15 protein-coding genes are annotated in these 16,552 nt (G+C 66.5%); 10 read left to right on the forward strand and 5 right to left on the reverse strand.

The window, feature by feature from the left end:
• Positions 1-72 precede the first annotated feature (72 nt).
• The 4 genes from ACFRAH_RS03215 to ACFRAH_RS03230 all read left to right on the forward strand — a co-directional run bounded on the left by ACFRAH_RS03215 (position 73) and on the right by ACFRAH_RS03230 (position 2,339).
• Positions 73-1,284: an FAD-dependent monooxygenase gene (locus ACFRAH_RS03215; protein WP_377989470.1), complete on the forward strand. Its 1,212-nt coding sequence runs from the start codon at positions 73-75 to the stop codon at positions 1,282-1,284.
• Between the two features lie 44 nt (positions 1,285-1,328).
• Positions 1,329-1,838 (forward strand): hypothetical protein, encoded by a 510-nt coding sequence (locus ACFRAH_RS03220; protein WP_377989471.1) that lies wholly within the window; start codon positions 1,329-1,331, stop codon positions 1,836-1,838.
• Positions 1,839-2,061: 223 nt separating this feature from the next.
• Positions 2,062-2,187 carry a hypothetical protein gene (locus ACFRAH_RS03225; RefSeq protein ID WP_377989472.1) on the forward strand — a complete coding sequence of 42 codons (126 nt, stop codon included), beginning with the start codon at positions 2,062-2,064 and terminating at the stop codon, positions 2,185-2,187.
• On the forward strand, positions 2,184-2,339 hold the full coding sequence (locus ACFRAH_RS03230; RefSeq protein WP_377989473.1) for a hypothetical protein: 156 nt from the start codon (positions 2,184-2,186) through the stop codon (positions 2,337-2,339). Before ACFRAH_RS03225 ends, ACFRAH_RS03230 begins: the two co-directional genes overlap by 4 nt.
• Positions 2,340-2,352: 13 nt before the next feature.
• Here the strand turns inward: ACFRAH_RS03230 and ACFRAH_RS03235 are convergent, their stop codons facing one another.
• Positions 2,353-3,312 carry a sugar-binding transcriptional regulator gene (locus ACFRAH_RS03235; protein ID WP_377989474.1) on the reverse strand — a complete coding sequence of 320 codons (960 nt, stop codon included), beginning with the start codon at positions 3,310-3,312 and terminating at the stop codon, positions 2,353-2,355.
• 172 nt (positions 3,313-3,484) lie between these two features.
• Between ACFRAH_RS03235 and ACFRAH_RS03240 the strand changes: the two genes are divergently transcribed.
• The 6 genes from ACFRAH_RS03240 (at position 3,485) to mgtA (ending at position 12,287) form a co-directional block, all read left to right on the forward strand.
• Positions 3,485-4,831 (forward strand): ABC transporter substrate-binding protein, encoded by a 1,347-nt coding sequence (locus tag ACFRAH_RS03240; RefSeq protein WP_377989475.1) that lies wholly within the window; start codon positions 3,485-3,487, stop codon positions 4,829-4,831.
• A gap of 26 nt (positions 4,832-4,857) precedes the next feature.
• A complete protein-coding gene (locus ACFRAH_RS03245) occupies positions 4,858-5,856 on the forward strand; it encodes a carbohydrate ABC transporter permease (RefSeq protein ID WP_377989476.1) in 999 nt (332 codons plus the stop codon).
• Complete coding sequence (locus ACFRAH_RS03250; protein ID WP_377989477.1) at positions 5,853-6,779, forward strand: carbohydrate ABC transporter permease; 927 nt, start codon at positions 5,853-5,855, stop codon at positions 6,777-6,779. Before ACFRAH_RS03245 ends, ACFRAH_RS03250 begins: the two co-directional genes overlap by 4 nt.
• Positions 6,780-6,824: 45 nt before the next feature.
• Positions 6,825-7,886, forward strand: a complete 1,062-nt coding sequence (locus ACFRAH_RS03255) for an NAD(P)-dependent alcohol dehydrogenase (protein WP_377989478.1) — start codon at positions 6,825-6,827, stop codon at positions 7,884-7,886.
• A 25-nt stretch (positions 7,887-7,911) separates the two neighbouring features.
• Complete coding sequence (locus tag ACFRAH_RS03260) at positions 7,912-9,381, forward strand: mannitol dehydrogenase family protein (protein WP_377989479.1); 1,470 nt, start codon at positions 7,912-7,914, stop codon at positions 9,379-9,381.
• A 233-nt stretch (positions 9,382-9,614) separates the two neighbouring features.
• Positions 9,615-12,287, forward strand: coding sequence for a magnesium-translocating P-type ATPase (mgtA, locus tag ACFRAH_RS03265; protein ID WP_377989480.1), 2,673 nt, complete (start codon positions 9,615-9,617; stop codon positions 12,285-12,287).
• A gap of 111 nt (positions 12,288-12,398) precedes the next feature.
• Here mgtA and ACFRAH_RS03270 read toward each other — a convergent pair whose 3' ends face one another.
• From ACFRAH_RS03270 to ACFRAH_RS03285, 4 genes are all read right to left on the reverse strand, one after another.
• Entirely contained in the window at positions 12,399-12,977 is a 579-nt protein-coding gene (locus ACFRAH_RS03270) for an HNH endonuclease (RefSeq protein ID WP_377989481.1), read from the reverse strand.
• Between the two features lie 108 nt (positions 12,978-13,085).
• Entirely contained in the window at positions 13,086-13,664 is a 579-nt protein-coding gene (locus ACFRAH_RS03275) for a hypothetical protein (RefSeq protein ID WP_377989482.1), read from the reverse strand.
• 2 nt (positions 13,665-13,666) lie between these two features.
• On the reverse strand, positions 13,667-14,380 hold the full coding sequence (locus tag ACFRAH_RS03280; protein WP_377989483.1) for a hypothetical protein: 714 nt from the start codon (positions 14,378-14,380) through the stop codon (positions 13,667-13,669).
• Between the two features lie 239 nt (positions 14,381-14,619).
• Entirely contained in the window at positions 14,620-16,305 is a 1,686-nt protein-coding gene (locus ACFRAH_RS03285; protein WP_377989484.1) for a multicopper oxidase family protein, read from the reverse strand.
• Between the last annotated feature and the right edge of the window lie 247 nt (positions 16,306-16,552).

Genomic DNA, 16,552 nt, shown 5'->3' on the forward strand with positions numbered 1-16,552 from the left:
CTTCCAGAAGCCATTATCTGGACAAAAACTCTTCCGCATCTTCAGCGCGGTTGCTTGGGCTACCCTCGGAACATGCCTACTCCTTCCGCTTTGATCGCAGGCGCCAGCGTCGCCGGTCCGGCGCTGGCCTACTGGCTGGAGCGTTATGGCTGGCGCACGACGGTTGTGGAGCGGGCGCCGGCTCTGCGCACCGGCGGGCAGAACGTTGACGTCAACGGGGCGGGACTTCAGGTCATCCGGAGGATGGGGCTGGAGGACCAGGTCCGCGCGGCCCACACCGGCGAGTCTGGGCTGGAGTTCGTCGGGGCGCGTGGGCAGGCGCTGGCGCGGTTTCCGGTCGGGGACCCAAGCGGCATGAGCCTGACTTCAGAGGTTGAGATCCTGCGCGGCGACCTCGCCGAGCTGCTGGTCTCCAACACCTCTGCCAGTACCGACTACCGCTTCGGCGACCGCATCACGTCGCTTCAGCAGGAGGGCGACGCCGCCCTGGTGACGTTCGAGCAGGGCGGCGAGGAACGGTTCGACCTCGTCGTCGCCGCCGACGGCATCGGCTCCGACACCCGCAGGCTGGTCTTCGGTGACGAACCGGTGGTGACGTCCCTGGGTCTGGAGGCGACGTGGGCCACGATCGCCCGCACCGACTCGGACACCGACTGGTGGCGGTGGTTCAACACCCCAGGCGGCACCATCTCCCTGCGGCCGGACCGGTACGGCACCCTGCGTGTGCTGATCACCCGCACGCTGACCCGGGGTGAAAAGCGCAACGCCGCCAGCGGGCGGACCCCGGAGGAGCAGCGCGCCCTGCTGCGCCAGACCTTCTCCGGCGGCGGCTGGGAGACCGACCGGGTACTTGGAGCGCTGGAGGACGTCGAGGACCTGTACTTCGAGGAAGTGGGCCAAGTGCACGCCCCTCGACGGTCGAAAGGCCCCGTCGTGCTGGCCGGTGACGCCGCCCATTGTCCTTCCCCGATGACAGGGATGGGCACCACTCTCGCTGTCGTCGGGGCGTACGTGCTGGCGGGAGAGATCGCCAAGCACACGGCCTTACGCGATGGACTGGCCGCGTACGAGCGGATAATGCGGCCATGGGTCGACCAGGTCCAAAAACTGCCGCCCGGCGTGCCGAGGATCGCGAACCCCACTTCACGGGCCGGCGTCGCACTGCTGCAGGCTGCTGTGCGCGTAGCCGGCACGCGGGCGGTGCGTGGAATCGCCACCCGTATGAGCCGGGGCGACCCACCAGCCCAGGCGTTCGCGCTACCGGATTACGCCCACCTCGAATAGCTGCTATCTGCTCAGGCGCAACGGCCCAGATTAAGGAACACGCATTGCAGATCAACAAGCAGACGCTAAAAGACGACGGGTTCGCCGGATTCCGTTCATTCGAACAGTTGGACATCAACCGGGTTCCGCGTGCCCCCGGAATCTATGTGGTGCTCAAACCCGTGGGCTTCGAGCGGGTGTTCCTTGCAAAGAGCTCGGGAGGCCGGTTCAAGCGGCGTGATCCGTCTGTGCTCCAACCCGCCTTGGAAACAGAGTGGATCGAGGATACGGACATCCTCTACATCGGGAAAGCAGGCGCAGGAAGCACGGGCAATCGCGGACTACGAAAGCGTATTCAGGAGTTCACCGATTTCGGCCGCGGGAAGCCTGTGGGCCACTGGGGCGGTCGGCTCATTTGGCAACTCGCCGACTCCCAATCCCTAGTCATCGCGTGGAAGGAACTGCCGGCATCCGAGGTGAATTCTGCCGAAGCCAGGTACCACGAGAAATTCATTGGGATTTACGGAAAGCTGCCGTTCGCCAATCTGGTTCAGGCCAGAGCGAAGGGAGTCTAGGCGCTCGAGGTAGCTCACGGCGCTCGCCGACGCGGACCGACGCCCCGAGGGCCTGCGGGAAGGCAACGCGGGGTCACTTGGCGCCCAATGACGGGCCGAAATTGGGCGGTAAGTGACCCCGCGTTGGTGTGGAGGAAGACCTTCGCCGATCTTGCAGGAAACTTTCGCGGATCTTGCCGGAATGGGTTCACCATCAATCCATAACCTGGAAAGGGGGAACATCATGGCCGAGGACAAAGAAGTGCTGGACTGGGTCTCCCCGCGCAAGCAGCGGGAAATCGACAACCAGGCGGCATTTCTGCGCTATCTGCTGGAGCGTGAAGAGGCGCAAGCGGGAGGGACAACATGAACGACTACGTTCCCCGCCCGCATGAACCCTACGACGCGCACTGGGTGATCAAACACGACCTGGCGAACATCATCGCCAAGTACACCGACCGGGGCGACCAAGAGACCGCCGCTGTCTACATCGAGGCACTTGCCCGGTACGAGCGCGACTGAATCGGCGCCACGCTTACCCGGCGTCCGGTGGCTTCTCCCCGCCGATCAGGTCGGTCAGGGCCTTGGCCAGCGGCGAATCAATGATCAGCGTGGTGACGAAGCCGGCCTTGGCCACGGCCAGCACGGCCTCAGCCCGCCCTTCCCCCTGCGCCACGGCGATCACCTTCGGGGTCCGTTGCAGCTGCTTGATGGTGACGGCGATGATCTGCTCATCCAGGACCGATTCCACCGCAACGCCCTTGGCGTTCAGCAGCCGCCCCGAGCATTCCCCGACGGCGCCCGCCTCCACCGCTTCCTGCCTCACCTGAGCGTCAGCCCGGTCCCAGATCGTCGAGGTGCCGGGCTTCCACGCGCCGATCGCGACGACTGCCAGGTCGAGTGAGTCCGCCTTGGCCAGCGCCCCGGCGATCTCCGGCTGGCGGCGCAAGCCGGCCGCCGTCGTCGGATCTTCCACCACCAAAGGTGCCCAGAGCGGCCAAGTGAGACCCCCGCTCGCATGCCCCAGCCGCTGGATCAGCTCCAGGGGGTTGCTCTCACCTTCGGTGGGGAGCGCGCCGGCGAGCTGGACGACGTCGCACTTGGGAAGCTCCCGCACCAGCCGGGAGGCCACGTCCAGGGTGCGGGACCAGGAGATGCCCATGGTCCCGCCCGCCGGTGCCTGCCGTGAAATTTCGACGGCGGCCGCCTTGGCCAGGATGCCGCGCGCCTGGATCACGTCCCCGTTGGTGTCCGCAACGACCACCTCGCCGATCCCCAGGAACTTCTCGATGCGGCGGATGTCGGCGGCGGAGACGCGGGACGGGAAATTCACCTTGATCTCCACGATGCCCTTCTCGAGGGCCTCCGTGAGCAGCCGCGCCACCTGGAACCGCGAGACCCCGTAGCTGCTGCCGATCTCCACCTTGGACCGGTTCTCCAGGTAGTACTCGCTGCTGATGCGCGCCAGAAGCTCTTCATGGGAAAGCTCGGTCATGCCCGTCACCTCTCGCACATCTGATCATTTGAGTACCGCCCCTTGCTCAAACGAGTATATATGACTAGAGTCACATGACAGATGAGCGCCGTCGGTTTGCTCATATGAGCAAGCTCAGATGAGATCCGAAGCCGAAACAGCGGTCCTGACTTTTGAGCACAAAGGAGTTCTTATGCGTCCCAAGATGCGCGCCGCCTCGCTGGCCGCAGGTGCCCTGTGCATCGCCCTGTCCGCCTCCGCTTGCGCGGGGGCCGGCGGCGGCAACAGCGCGGGGGATCCGAACAGCATCAACGTCCTGATGGTGAACAACCCGCAGATGGAGGACCTGCAGAAGCTGACCGCGGACAACTTCACCAGGGAAACGGGGATCAAGGTCAACTACACGGTCCTGCCGGAGAACGACGTCCGGGCCAAGATCAGCCAGGAGTTCTCCAGCCAGGCCGGCCAGTACGACGTCGCCTCCCTGTCCAACTACGAGATCCCGTTCTTCGCCGCCAACAAGTGGCTGGCGCCGCTGGACAGCGTGGCGAAGGATGCCCAGTTCAACCAGGCGGACATCCTGCCCGCGTACACCGCGTCCCTCACCGGCAAGGACGGCACGCTGTACGGCGAGCCGTTCTACGGCGAGTCCTCGTTCCTGATGTACCGCAAGGACATCCTGGACGCGAAGGGCCTGGCCATGCCGGAGAAGCCCACGTGGGATCAGGTGGCAGACCTTGCCGCCAAGGCCGACGGCGCGGCGCCAGGCATGAAGGGAATCTGCCTCCGCGGTCAGCCGGGCTGGGGACAGGTGTTCGCCCCGCTGACCACGGTGGTGAACACCTTCGGCGGTACCTGGTACGACAAGGACTGGAACGCGAAGGTCAACGCCCCCGAGTTCACCGCGGCCGCCGAGTTCTATACGAAGCTGGTCCGTGAGCACGGCGAGGCCGGGGCCGCGCAGGCCGGGTTCACCGAGTGCCTGAACAACATGAGCCAGGGCAAGGTGGCCATGTGGTACGACGCCACGTCCGCCGCCGGCGCCCTCGAAGCTCCCGATTCACCGGTGAAGGGCAAGATCGGGTACGCCCAGGCACCCGTGAAGAAGACGGCGTCCTCCGGCTGGCTGTGGACCTGGTCCTGGGCCATGCAGGCGGCCTCCAAGAAGCAGGATGCCGCCGGGAAGTTCATCGCCTGGGCCAGCTCGAAGGAATACGAGGAACTCGTGGCCGCCAAGCTCGGCTGGGCGAAGGTCCCGTCCGGCAAGCGGATCTCCACCTACGAGAACGCCGAGTTCCAGAAGGCCGCGCCGTTCTTCAAGGCCGAACGCTTCGCGATCGAGAACGCCGACCCGAAGAACCCGGGCGCCCAGGCGCGCCCCGCCGTCGGAATCCAGTTCGTCGGGATCCCCGAGTTCGCCGCCCTGGGCACCAGCGTCTCCCAGGGGATCAGCTCCGCCATCGCCGGCCAGGGCACCGTGGCCGACGCGCTGGCCAAGGGCCAGCAGGCCGCCGAAAAAGTCGGCAACAAGTACAAGTGACCTCAACCCAACCGCAGGAGAACACCATGACCACCGCAACGGCGCGTATCTCCCGTCCGGGGCACAGCGCAGCCACATCCTCACGGAACACCAGCCCACGGAACCCCAACCCACGGGACGCTCGCTCACGGGAACGCGCCCTGGCCTGGGCGCGGCGCGCACCGCTGCTGCCGGCCCTGGTCTTCCTCATCATCGTTACCCAGCTTCCGTTCGTGGTGACGCTGATCATCTCGTTCCTGAACTGGAACAGCCTCAGCCCGAGCAAGACCGCGTTCGCCGGCCTGGAGAACTACGTCACGGTCCTCACCGACCCCGACCTGCGCCAGGCCATCTTCACCACCATCCTGCTCACCGTTTCCGTGGTCCTGCTGAGCCTGCTCATCGGCCTGGGCCTGGCCCTTCTGCTGGACAAGAAGTTCATGGGCAGGGGACTGGCCCGGACCCTGCTGATCGCACCGTTCCTGGTGGTGCCCGTGGCTGCGGCCCTGATCTGGAAGCACGCGCTGCTGAACCCGACCTACGGGCTGATCAACGGGATCCTGACATGGGTGTGGTCGCTGTTCGGCAGCGCCGCCGCGCCCCAGCTGGATCTGCTCTCCCAGGCGCCGCTGATGGCCGTGATCGCGTCCCTGGTCTGGCAGTGGACCCCGTTCATGATGCTCATCCTGCTCGCCGGCCTGCAGTCCCGCCCGATGGACACCGTGGAGGCGGCGCAGATGGACGGCGCCACCCCCTGGGCCATCTTCCGGCACCTGACCCTGCCGCACCTGCGCCAGTACATCGAACTCGGCGGCCTGCTCGGCGCGATCTACATCGTGCAGAACTTCGACTCCGTCTTCACCCTCACCGCGGGCGGGCTGGGCACTGCGAACCTGCCCTACGCCATCTACCAGACGTTCTACTTCGCCAACGAATACGGCCTGGCCTCCGCGGCCGGCGTCGTGGTGGTCATCGGCACCATCATCGTGGCGACGTTCGCCCTGCGCACCGTTTTCTCGCTCTTCAAGAAGGAGGCAGCACGATGAGCACCCTCACCGCACCCCACAGCACGCAGCCCGGTCCCGCCGTCGGGAATGCCCGCGGTTCCCGCGTTTTCGGTAAGTTCGGCAGCAAGTCCCGGATGGACCCCACCCGGAACAACACCGCCGCCGGCATCGCCGCGTGGCTGCTGGCACTGCTCTTCGCCACGCCCGTGCTGTGGATGATCCTGACCTCCTTCCACTCCGAAACCGACGCCGCCACCAACCCGCCGTCCGTCGCCGCGGACCTCACCCTGGACGCCTACAGGGAGTTCTTCGGCGCCACGTCCGGCGTCAGCCCGTGGCCGCCGCTGATCAACTCCGCCACCGCCTCGGTCCTCTCCACCGTCCTGGTGCTGGCACTGGCCATCCCGGCCGCATACGCCCTCTCCATCCGGCCGGTGAAGAAGTGGACCGACGTGATGTTCTTCTTCCTCTCCACCAAGATGATGCCCGTGGTGGCCGCGATCCTGCCGCTCTACCTGTTCGCCAGGACCGTGGGCGCGCTGGACAACATCTGGTTCCTGATCCTGATGTACACGTCCATGAACCTGCCCATCGCGGTGTGGATGATGCGCTCCTTCCTCGCCGAGGTCCCCGAGGAAATGCTCGAGGCGGCCCAGATCGACGGCGCCAACCTGCTGCTGATCCTGCGCAGGATCATCGCCCCCGTCGCCATGCCGGGCATCGCCGCCACCGCCCTGATCTGCTTCATCTTCAGCTGGAACGAACTCCTGCTGGCGCGCGTCCTCACCGGCGTCGTCGCCGGCACCGCCCCGGTGTTCCTCACCGGCTTCGTCTCCGGCCAGGGCCTGTTCCTCGCGAAAGTCTGCGCGGCCGCCGTCGTGATCTCCCTGCCGGTCCTCTTCGCCGGGTTCGCCGCCCAGGACAAGCTCGTCCAGGGGCTGTCGCTCGGCGCGGTCAAGTAGCAGCGGCCGCCAAGTAACGCTCTCAACTTCCAAAGGATGACCTCCATGACGACAACGACCCAGTCCGCGCCCGCCGTCGGACACCCCGAACTGCCCGCCACCATGCGCGCCGCCGTCCTCAAACGCCAGGGCGAGATGGCCCTGCATACCCTGCCCGTCCCGGAGCTCGAGCCGGACCAGGTCCTGGTGCAGGTGGCTGCCGTCGGCGTCTGCGGCAGCGACGTGCACTACTACGAACACGGCCGGATCGGCGAGTACGTGGTGGACCACCCGCTGATCCTCGGCCACGAGCTCTCCGGCCGGATCGCCGCCGTCGGGACCGCCGTGGACCCTGCCCGCATCGGCAAGCGGGTCGCCGTCGAACCCCAACGCCCGTGCCGCACCTGCACGCAGTGTCGGGCCGGACGGTACAACCTCTGCCCGGACATCGAGTTCTACGCCACCCCGCCGGTGGACGGCGCCTTCACCGAATACGTCACCATCCAGTCCGACTTCGCCTACGACATCCCGGACACCGTCAGCGACGAGGCGGCCGCCCTGATCGAACCGCTCTCCGTAGGGCTGTGGGCCTGCGAGCGGGCGGGTATCCGCCCCGGCAGCCGCGTACTGATCGCCGGCGCCGGACCCATCGGGATCATCGCCGCCCAGGCCGCCCGCGCGTTCGGCGCCACCGAAATCTTTATCAGCGACATCGCCGAGGACCGGCTCGCCTTCGCGCTGCAGCACGGCGCCACCCACGCGCTCAACGCCCGGACGGACACCGTGGAGGGGCTCGACGTCGATGCGTTCATTGACGCTTCCGGCGCACCGCAGGCGGTCCGTTCCGGGATCAAGGCCGTGGGGCCGGCCGGAAGGGTGATCCTCGTGGGGCTGGGGGCGGACGACGTCGAACTGCCCGTCTCGTACATCCAGAACCGGGAGATCTGGCTCTCCGGCGTCTTCCGCTACATCAACACCTGGCCGCTCGCCATCCAGCTTCTCGCCGACGGGAAAGTCGACCTCGACATTTTGGTCACCGGCAGGTTCGGCCTGGCCGAATCAGAGGAAGCACTCAAGGCCGGCAAGCAGCCCGGCCAGCTCAAAGCCGTCGTCTACCCGGGCCGCTGACAGCCCGCGCCGAAAGGAACAGCACATGCTCACGAACGCAACGCTTGCCGAACTCCCGGTCAGCCTGGACCGGCCGTCCTATGACCGCTCGGCCCTGGCCGCCGGCATCGTCCACTTCGGGGTCGGCGGCTTCCACCGCGCCCACCAGGCCATGTACCTGGACCAGCTGATGAATGCCGGCCTGGCGCACGACTGGGCCATCTGCGGCGTGGGCGTCCTGCCCGGCGACGCCCGGATGAAGCAGGTCATGGACAGCCAGGACTGCCTGTACACCTTGGTGGTGAAGAACCCCGACGGGACGCGGGAGGGGCGGGTGATCGGCTCGATCATCGAATACCTCTTCGCGCCTGAAGATCCCGAGGCCGTGATTGAAAAAATGGCGTCCGACGCCGTCCGGATCGTTTCGCTGACAGTCACCGAGGGCGGGTACAACTTCCACCACGTCACCGGAGACTTCGACGCCGACAACCCCGACGTGGTCCACGACCTCCAGCCGGATGCCGCGCCGCGGACCACCTTCGGGCTGGTCACCGAGGCGCTGCGCCGGCGACGGGATAGGGGACTGGCGCCGTTCACGGTCATGTCCTGCGACAACATCCAGGGCAACGGCGACGTCGCACGGAAGATGTTCACCGCCTTTGCCTCGTTGAAGGACCCGGCCCTGGGCACCTGGGTCACGGAGAACGTGCCGTTCCCCAACAGCATGGTGGACCGGATCACCCCCGTCACCACGGACGAGGACCGTCTGGCCATCGCGGAGGAGTTCGGTGTGTCGGACGGGTGGCCGGTGGTGTGCGAGCCCTTTGAGCAGTGGGTGCTGGAGGACCACTTCAGCCTGGGACGGCCGCCCTTCGAAAAGGCCGGCGTGCAGCTCGTGGAGGACGTGGAGCCTTATGAGCTGATGAAGCTGCGGCTCCTCAACGCGAGCCACCAGGGCATGTGCTACTTCGGCCACCTCGCCGGCTACCGCTACGCCCACGAGGCGGCGCAGGACCCGCTGTTCGCACAGTTCCTGCTGGACTACATGGACAGGGAAGCGACCCCCACGCTGCAGCCGGTGCCCGGCATCGACCTGCACACGTACAAGAAGACCCTGATTGAGCGCTTCTCCAACGAGCACGTCCGCGACACCCTGGCCCGGCTCTGCGCCGAGAGCTCCGACCGGATCCCGAAATGGCTCCTGCCCGTGGTCCGGATCAACTTGGAGAACGGGGGAGACATCAGCCGGTCCGCTGCGATCGTGGCGAGCTGGGCCCGGTATGCGGAGGGGACGGACGAGCAGGGCAGCCCGATCGAGGTGGTGGACCGGCTCAAGGACACCCTGATGACCGCCGCCGCGTGCCAGCGGCAGGACCCGCTCTCCTTCATCGCGAACCGGGAAGTCTTCGGGGACCTCATCGACAACGAACGGTTTGTCGCTGAGTACACCGACGCGCTGGCCAGCCTCCACCGGCACGGCGCGAAGGAAACGCTGAGCGGACTGGCCTCCAAGTAAACGCAAGCGGACGACGGCGGGCGAGTCCCGCCGTCGTCCGCCCCACCGCCGGAGTTTTTGTACAGATAATGGCCGCTTAAGGGCCTCCAGGAGCCATTATCTGTACAAAAACTCCCGGCACATTGGCGCGGTTAGCCGAGCGGCCGCCGTCGGGCAACCCACAGAATTTTTCACCGGCGCACCCAGCTGCGCGTCGTACGCTTAGCCGTAAACCCGGATATCCGGATTCCGACGTGTCCGAACGGATCAGCATGGCAGGCGTCAGCGTCGGGGAGCGGCGCTCCCTCCAACTTCCGATCACTGATGCCGCGAGCCTGGCCGCCCAGCAAACCCTGGCCCGGCTGGGCTCCAGCGCAGCCGGCCTGTCCGGCGAGGAAGCGGCCCGGCGGCTCCGGGACCTCGGGCCGAACGCCGTCCGCACCCACCGGGCCAACCCCTGGGCAGTACTGGGTCGGCAGTTCGCCAGCCCCATCCTGGTCCTGCTGCTGGCCACCGCGGCGTTGTCCCTGTTCCTGGGCGACGCCACCAACTCGATCGTCATCGGCGTGATCCTGCTGGTCAGCGTGGGACTCGGCTTCACCAACGAATACCGCGCCGAGCTCGCCTCAGAAGCCCTGCACACCCGCGTCACCCACCGCGCCGCCGTGCTGCGCGGCGGAACCACCGCGGAAGTGGACGTCACCGCCCTGGTGCCCGGCGACGTCGTCCATCTCAGCCTCGGCGCCATCGTTCCCGCCGACATCCGGATCCTGGCCGCCCAGAACCTCCTCTGCGACGAAAGCATCCTCACCGGCGAATCCCAGCCCGCCGCCAAGGACCCGGCTCCGGTGCCAGCCGGAACGCCCCTGGCCGACCTCGCATCCTGCGTCTTCATGGGCACCGTCATCCAGTCCGGCAGCGGCAGCGGGGTGGTGGTGGCCACCGGCGGGCGCACCGAATTCGGCCGGATTGCGCTGGGCCTGGGCGAACGGCAGCCGCAGACCGAATTCCAGCTGGGGCTCCGGCGGTTCTCCTTCCTGCTCCTGCAGGTGGCCATCGCGCTCACCTCGCTGATCTTCATCGCCAACCTGCTGCTGCGGCGCCCGCTGCTGGAATCGCTGCTGTTCTCCCTGGCCATCGCCGTGGGCATCACCCCGCAGCTGCTTCCCGCCGTCGTCAGCACCAGCCTGGCCACCGGCACCCGGCAGCTGGCCAGGCGGAAGGTCCTGGTGAAGCGGCTGGTCTGCATCGAGGACCTGGGGGACATGGACATCCTGGTCACGGACAAGACCGGCACGCTCACGGAGGGGAAGATCAGTTTCACCGGTGCGCTCCCGGCCACCCCGGACGTGTCCGACGCCGGTCTGCTCACCCTGGGGCTGCTGGCCACAGAGGCCGACTACGCCTGCGCAAAGCTTTCCTCCGCCGGGCAAAATGCCTTGGACGCGGCACTCTGGGAGAGCCCCGGGGCGGCCGGCTTCGAGCCGGCACGCTTTGAACGCCTTGGCCTCATCGGCTTCGACCACCAGCGGCGCCGCACCACTGTGCTGGTGCGCGAGGCCGGCGGCCCGGTCCGGCTGGTCACCAAGGGCGCGCCGGAAGACGTCCTGGCCCTCTGCGGACCGGTTTCACCTGCCGTGCAGAGGCTGCTGGATGAACAGTTCGACGCCGGCTCCCGGGTTGTGGCGGTGGCGTCCCGGCCGGCTCCGGGGCTGGGCCAGCTGACCGCGGCGGAGGAGCGCGGCCTCACCCTGGCAGGTTTCCTGGTGTTCCTGGACCGGCCGAAGGCCAACGCCCGGCATTCCCTGGACCGGCTGGAGGCGCTGGGCATTTCGGTGAAGCTCGCCACCGGGGACAACGCCAAGGTGGCCGAGAAAGTCTGCACGGATCTCGGTGTGCCTTCCGGCGGGACGCTCACGGGGGCCGCCGTCGAGGAGATGTCCGACGCCGACCTCGCCGCCGCCGCGCGGACGGCCACCATCTTCGCCCGCGTCTCGCCGGAACAGAAGGCGCGCATCATCACGCTGCTCCGGCAAAGCGGCGGGGCGGTGGGCTTCATGGGCGACGGCGTCAATGATGCCCTGGCCCTGCACAAGGCGGACATCGGCATCTCGGTGGACAGTGCCACCGACGTCGCCAAGGACGCTGCGGACGTCGTCCTGCTGGACAAGGACCTTGATGTCCTGGCCGACGGCGTGATGGAGGGCCGCCGGATCTTTGCCAACACCATCAAGTACGTCCTGATGGGCACCTCCAGCAACTTCGGGAACATGTTCAGCGCGGCCACAGCCTCCGTGGTGCTGAGCTTCCTGCCGATGCTGCCGGGCCAGATCCTGCTCAACAACCTGCTGTACGACACCGGCCAGCTGGCCATTCCCGGCGACCGCGTGGACAAGGAGCAGCTCCGGGCGCCGTCGCACTGGAACATCGCCTTCATCCGGCGGTTCATGCTCCTTTTCGGGCCCATCAGCTCGCTGTTCGACTTCGCCACCTTCGCGCTGATGCTGCTGGTGTTCAAGGCGGTGCCGGGGGAGTTCCGTGCGGGCTGGTTCATTGAATCGATCGCCACGCAGACGCTGATCATTTTCGCCATCAGGACCCGGCGGGTGCCGTTCCTGCGCAGCCGGCCCTCACCGGGCCTCCTCGGGGCGTCGCTGGGCGTGGTGGCCCTGGGGATCTTCCTGCCGCTCTCGCCGGTGGCCGGCCTGCTGGAGTTCGACCCGCTCCCCGTGCCGTTCTTCCTGGCCCTGCTCGGGATGACCGTGGTGTACCTGGTGCTGGTGGAGTTCGCCAAGCGCTGGTTCTTCGCCAGGGACGCGCAGCAGATACCGGCGGCGCCGCCGCCCGTCCGCCGCCGCCACGTCACACACCACATCTCCCGCCGGGCGTTCCGCTTCAGCGCCCCCGTCAAGGTGCGCGCGAAATGACAGGCGAGTCCCGCCGTCGTCCGTCTGCATCAGAGTTTTTGTACAGATAATGGCCGCTAAAGGCGCTTCAGGAGCCATTATCTGTACAAAAATTTCGCCCTGTTCCCCCCATTAGGGGAGCGGCTGCCGTTCCCCGGCGGCGACCGCACCGTCGAGCGCAACGTAGGTTCGCCGTCGTCGTTCCAGCCTTTCCTGCTGCGCGGGCGACGGGATCTGCGCGCCCTTTGCCCGGTTGCACCTGCTGCACGCCGCGACGAAGTTCTGCAGGCTGGTGGAACCGCCCTTGGACCACGGGTAGAAGTGGTCGCCATGCTCTGCAGCCCGGGAACAACGACGGCGGAAGCCGGCCTCCATCTCGCACTGCCCGCCGGCGCGGGCCATGCCCTCGCGGCGCTGCTGGCGGGTGAAGCGCCGGACCGGATCCCGCCGGCGGACGTCCCGGGAGCGGATGATGAGTGCAGTGATCACAAGGGCAAGCATGACGAGCCCCGGGGCTGTGGCCGCCGCCAGGACGCCGTCGAACATCTTGGTCAGGATGTCGGAGACCGAGGGGCGGCTCGTGCCGAGGGTTAGGTGGACTGTGTTGGGCCGGAAGGAAAGGACGACGGCGGCGGCCAGCCATATGATGGCCCCTGAGTATGCCGCCCGCAGGGCCACCCGCGTCCAGTAAATGCGCGTCAATTCCAGCATTTGTCCCCCAAGGCTCAGAGTTTTTGTACAGATAATGGCCGCTAAAGGCGCTTCAGGAGCCATTATCTGTACAAAACTCCCGTAGTGCCGCACTACGGGTCTACTGCACTATGACGTGGCGGAATTGAAGCCCGGGTCGGTGGTTGCGGTTTCGAGGAGACGGTCAAAGCTGCTGATGCCGTAATCGGGAGGGGTGGCGGCGATGACGATCCGCGTCGTGGTGACCGCCTCCGTTGTCGGCTTGGCGTTCGGGTTCGGCTTCGGTGAGCGCAGCGGCGCGACCTTCAGCTGCAGGCCGGACACCCCGTTCACCATCAGCGGGAGGCGCCCTCGGTTGACGATGAGCGAGCGGAGTCCATCGGGCGAGATCTGCGTGGTCCGGTCCGCCGTCAGTTCAAGGATCACCTCATTCACAGTCCCGGTCAGCCGCTGCAGAAATGCCCGCTCGGCCGAATTCTTGGCGAGGAGGGCAAGGACCGTGAACGTCGTGGCGAAGACGGCGACGAACAGCATCGTGGCGCCGACGTCCCGGAGCGCAGGCGTGAAGGTCATCAGGAGCAGGCACAGGACGAAGCCAATGACGGAAAACCCGCCGAAGGTTGCGCCCGCGCCGTCGGCCGGCCTGCCGCTCCATTGCTTGGAGGTGAAGCTGCAGACTTCCCGGGTCTCGGTCCGTTGAGTTGGCATGATCAGTTCCCTTTCACTTCCAGCAGGGCCTCGGCCATCATGATTGCTTCCCGCGCCTCCCGAAGGCTTTCCCGAAGGCCCGGATCCGGGAAGCCAAGGCTGACGCCCGCCGGGGACAGGGAAAGGTCATCGGCCACCTTCCGGAGATTCTCCCGCTCCAGCGCGAGCATCCGGGACGACGCCAGCTTGACCCTGCTCTTCTCCAGGTCAAACAGTGACGTTTCGATCTGGTCCCGGCGCGCACGGATGGTCCGGCACACTTCCTGCACTCGGTGCGTGCGGCTGGTGAACATCCGCTCCATCTTGACGGCAACGTCATGAAGTTCCCTCAAGGTGCTGTATCTCCGCGCCTCATTGGTGCTGCTGTGCCGGGCCAGGAGCTGGCTGATGAGCGAGAGACGCTGACCCCACAGTTCGAGCCCTGCCTGGTTCTGGGTGAAGAGCATTTCCGCAGCGCCAAGGGCGGTGCTGAGCGCGTCCCGCCGCGGAGTGAGCTTGCCGGCCGCGGCATCCAGCCGTGCGATGAAGTCTGCGTAATTGTCGAGCGGCGCAGGCCTGTCCTCGCTGCCCGCCACGCGCATGGTGAGCGGGGCAGGCGGCCCGTTGGCCGCCGTCGGGCTTTCCTTCGGTGTTCCTCCGAGGCGAGGCGGATCCGGCGGTTTTCGCGGCGGGACGGCGCGGGGTTCCGGTCCGGAGTCGGATGCGCCGTCGCTCATGATCAATCATCCCCATTCATGATCCGTTCAAGGCTGCTTACACCGCCCATGAACGAAGCAGGAGCGCCCGCGCACCTGCCTGTGAATGCTCATTGTAAGGCCCGGGGCCGACGTTGTCTTGGGGCTCGGTTCAGGCACCCTTGCCCCGAGTTTTTGTACAGATAATGGCCGCTCGAGGGCCTTCAGGAGCCATTATCTGGACAAAAACTCTTATGACGCCGGCGGGCTTTGGCCAGGACTCACGTCCCCGCCGGGAAGAGCGGCCGGTACACGGGCGGGAAGGCGCTCGCGGACAGCGGATCACGCCTGGGCGGGTCGGCGGTGATCGGGTTGTTGGTCCGCAGGTCACCCACGGCGTACTGAACCATCATGTCGTGGTCCTCGTGGACCAGGTTGTGGCAGTGGATCATGTAACGCCCTCCCTCCTGCGGGGTGGAGTCGAACTGCATCAGCGCGGTGATGGACTCGTTCTCACCGGCGTAGAAGACATCCTTGGGCCCGAGCTCCCAGGCGAAGGGTTTGCCGCCGTTGGTGTTGCGGGCGATGATTTTGGCGTCGATCAGGTGGATGTGCACCGGGTGGAACCATCCGCCGGACTGGTTGACGATGGTCCACTGCTCGACGGCGAAGGGCCGCGGGTTGCCGAACAGCAAGGTGAACCCGGACCTTTCGATGTCGTCCCACAGGACCCCGTTGATGCTCCACTGGCCGTTCTCGCGCTCGAACCTGAGCTGCCTCTTCACCGTGGCCATCGCCAGGGTCAGGCTCATGGTGTCGATGCCGCCCTGGGACGCCCTGGGCGAGCCGCCGTTGTCCAGCCTCGTCGGGATGGCGGAGATGGACCCGGCCCCGGACCCCGAATCGGCCACCACCTGGAACCGCATGATCTTCTCCGTGTTGGCAAAGTCGAGGTTGTTCTTGTTGCTGAGGTTGCGCAGGTCGACGGTCTGCCCGGTCCTGTACTTGCGGAAGTCGATCAGGATTTCGGTGCGCTCCGCAGTGCCCTGCCGCCACGACGAGACGGCCTGGACCACCGGCGTCATGCCCGCATCGGTGCCGACGATATAAATAGGTTCACCGTTGGAGAGGGTGGGCCGGTAGGAACGTGAGATCGATGCGTCGAGCACGCGGAAACGGTAGATGCGCGGTTTGACCTTCATGGTGGGCCAGGGCACCCCGTTGACCAGGATGATGTCGCCCCACAGCCCCTTTTGTCCGTTGTCGTTGTACCCGAGCGAGCCGTCCGCCTGGAACAGCGCGTCGGAAATCATCAGCGGCACATCGAACTCGCCCTGCGGCAGCTGCGCCCGTTCAAAACGGTCCGACAGCGGGTAGAACCCGGCCAGTCCCGAATACACATTCTGGGCGGTGATGTGGTGCTTGTGGTCGTGATACCACAGCGTGCGGGATGTCTGCCTGTTTGGATAGTGGTAGTTCTTGAAGAAGCCGGGAACCGTGATGTCGTTGGCATAGCCGTCGTACTGGGGCAGGGACGCCGAGCCGTGCAGGTGCGTGGAGGTGCTGGGTGTCCCCTGTTGGACCAGTCCCTGCGACGGGAACGCGTTGCGGATCCGCACCTCGATCCGGGTGCCCTGCCTGGCCCGGATGGTGGGGCCCGGAAAGATCCCGTTGTACCCGGCCAGAGTGGTGGTGAGGCCCGGCAGCATGCGGGCCTGCCCGAGTTTCTGGGTGAGGGCGTAGCGCTCGAACGGCCGCTTGGGGTCGCCGCCGTCGAAGCCCTTCTGGAACGGAACGAGCTCCGGGGGCCGCCGGAAGACAGCCCTGAACGGGACCGGCCGGTTCTGCGGGGCAAGCTGGCTCTGAGTTATCGGCTCAGTGGCCGTCGGCTCAGCGCCGCCGGCCAGCACTCCGGTCATGGCAGCGCCCACCACACCAAGTTTCAGTACTTCCCTGCGAGACGCCATTGTCTCCTCCATGCATCGGGATCACATGTATTGACATACAAAGGCCCGCGACCGGTAGCCGCGAGTCCGTCCTCCCCCTGGAGATGCAAAGACCTGAAGTGCAGCGACGCCAGTGTCGGCCGGACGCGTTGGGAAAACCTTGCCGGCGCAGCCTGCGCTCCACCCAAATGGGGCGTTGACTGCCTCGGGATAAGACAGAACAAACATCCGACGGCGGCACTTGCGGTCCGCCGTCGGACTTGCCTCC

Origin of the sequence: Arthrobacter sp. NPDC056727 (assembly GCF_042790555.1) — a bacterium.
Classification (GTDB): Bacteria; Actinomycetota; Actinomycetes; order Actinomycetales; family Micrococcaceae; genus Arthrobacter.

Excerpts from the sequence above, each read along its gene's own strand:
- ACFRAH_RS03225 (WP_377989472.1), top strand. The coding sequence starts at position 2,062 with ATGGCCGAGGACAAAGAAGTGCTGGACTGGGTCTCCCCGCGCAAGCAG.
- ACFRAH_RS03285 (WP_377989484.1), bottom strand. The coding sequence starts at position 16,305 with ATGGCGTCTCGCAGGGAAGTACTGAAACTTGGTGTGGTGGGCGCTGCC.
- ACFRAH_RS03275 (WP_377989482.1), bottom strand. The coding sequence starts at position 13,664 with ATGCCAACTCAACGGACCGAGACCCGGGAAGTCTGCAGCTTCACCTCC.
- ACFRAH_RS03230 (WP_377989473.1), top strand. The coding sequence starts at position 2,184 with ATGAACGACTACGTTCCCCGCCCGCATGAACCCTACGACGCGCACTGG.
- ACFRAH_RS03245 (WP_377989476.1), top strand. The coding sequence starts at position 4,858 with ATGACCACCGCAACGGCGCGTATCTCCCGTCCGGGGCACAGCGCAGCC.
- ACFRAH_RS03260 (WP_377989479.1), top strand. The coding sequence starts at position 7,912 with ATGCTCACGAACGCAACGCTTGCCGAACTCCCGGTCAGCCTGGACCGG.
- ACFRAH_RS03235 (WP_377989474.1), bottom strand. The coding sequence starts at position 3,312 with ATGACCGAGCTTTCCCATGAAGAGCTTCTGGCGCGCATCAGCAGCGAG.
- ACFRAH_RS03215 (WP_377989470.1), top strand. The coding sequence starts at position 73 with ATGCCTACTCCTTCCGCTTTGATCGCAGGCGCCAGCGTCGCCGGTCCG.
- ACFRAH_RS03270 (WP_377989481.1), bottom strand. The coding sequence starts at position 12,977 with ATGCTGGAATTGACGCGCATTTACTGGACGCGGGTGGCCCTGCGGGCG.
- ACFRAH_RS03240 (WP_377989475.1), top strand. The coding sequence starts at position 3,485 with ATGCGTCCCAAGATGCGCGCCGCCTCGCTGGCCGCAGGTGCCCTGTGC.
- ACFRAH_RS03255 (WP_377989478.1), top strand. The coding sequence starts at position 6,825 with ATGACGACAACGACCCAGTCCGCGCCCGCCGTCGGACACCCCGAACTG.
- ACFRAH_RS03280 (WP_377989483.1), bottom strand. The coding sequence starts at position 14,380 with ATGAGCGACGGCGCATCCGACTCCGGACCGGAACCCCGCGCCGTCCCG.
- ACFRAH_RS03250 (WP_377989477.1), top strand. The coding sequence starts at position 5,853 with ATGAGCACCCTCACCGCACCCCACAGCACGCAGCCCGGTCCCGCCGTC.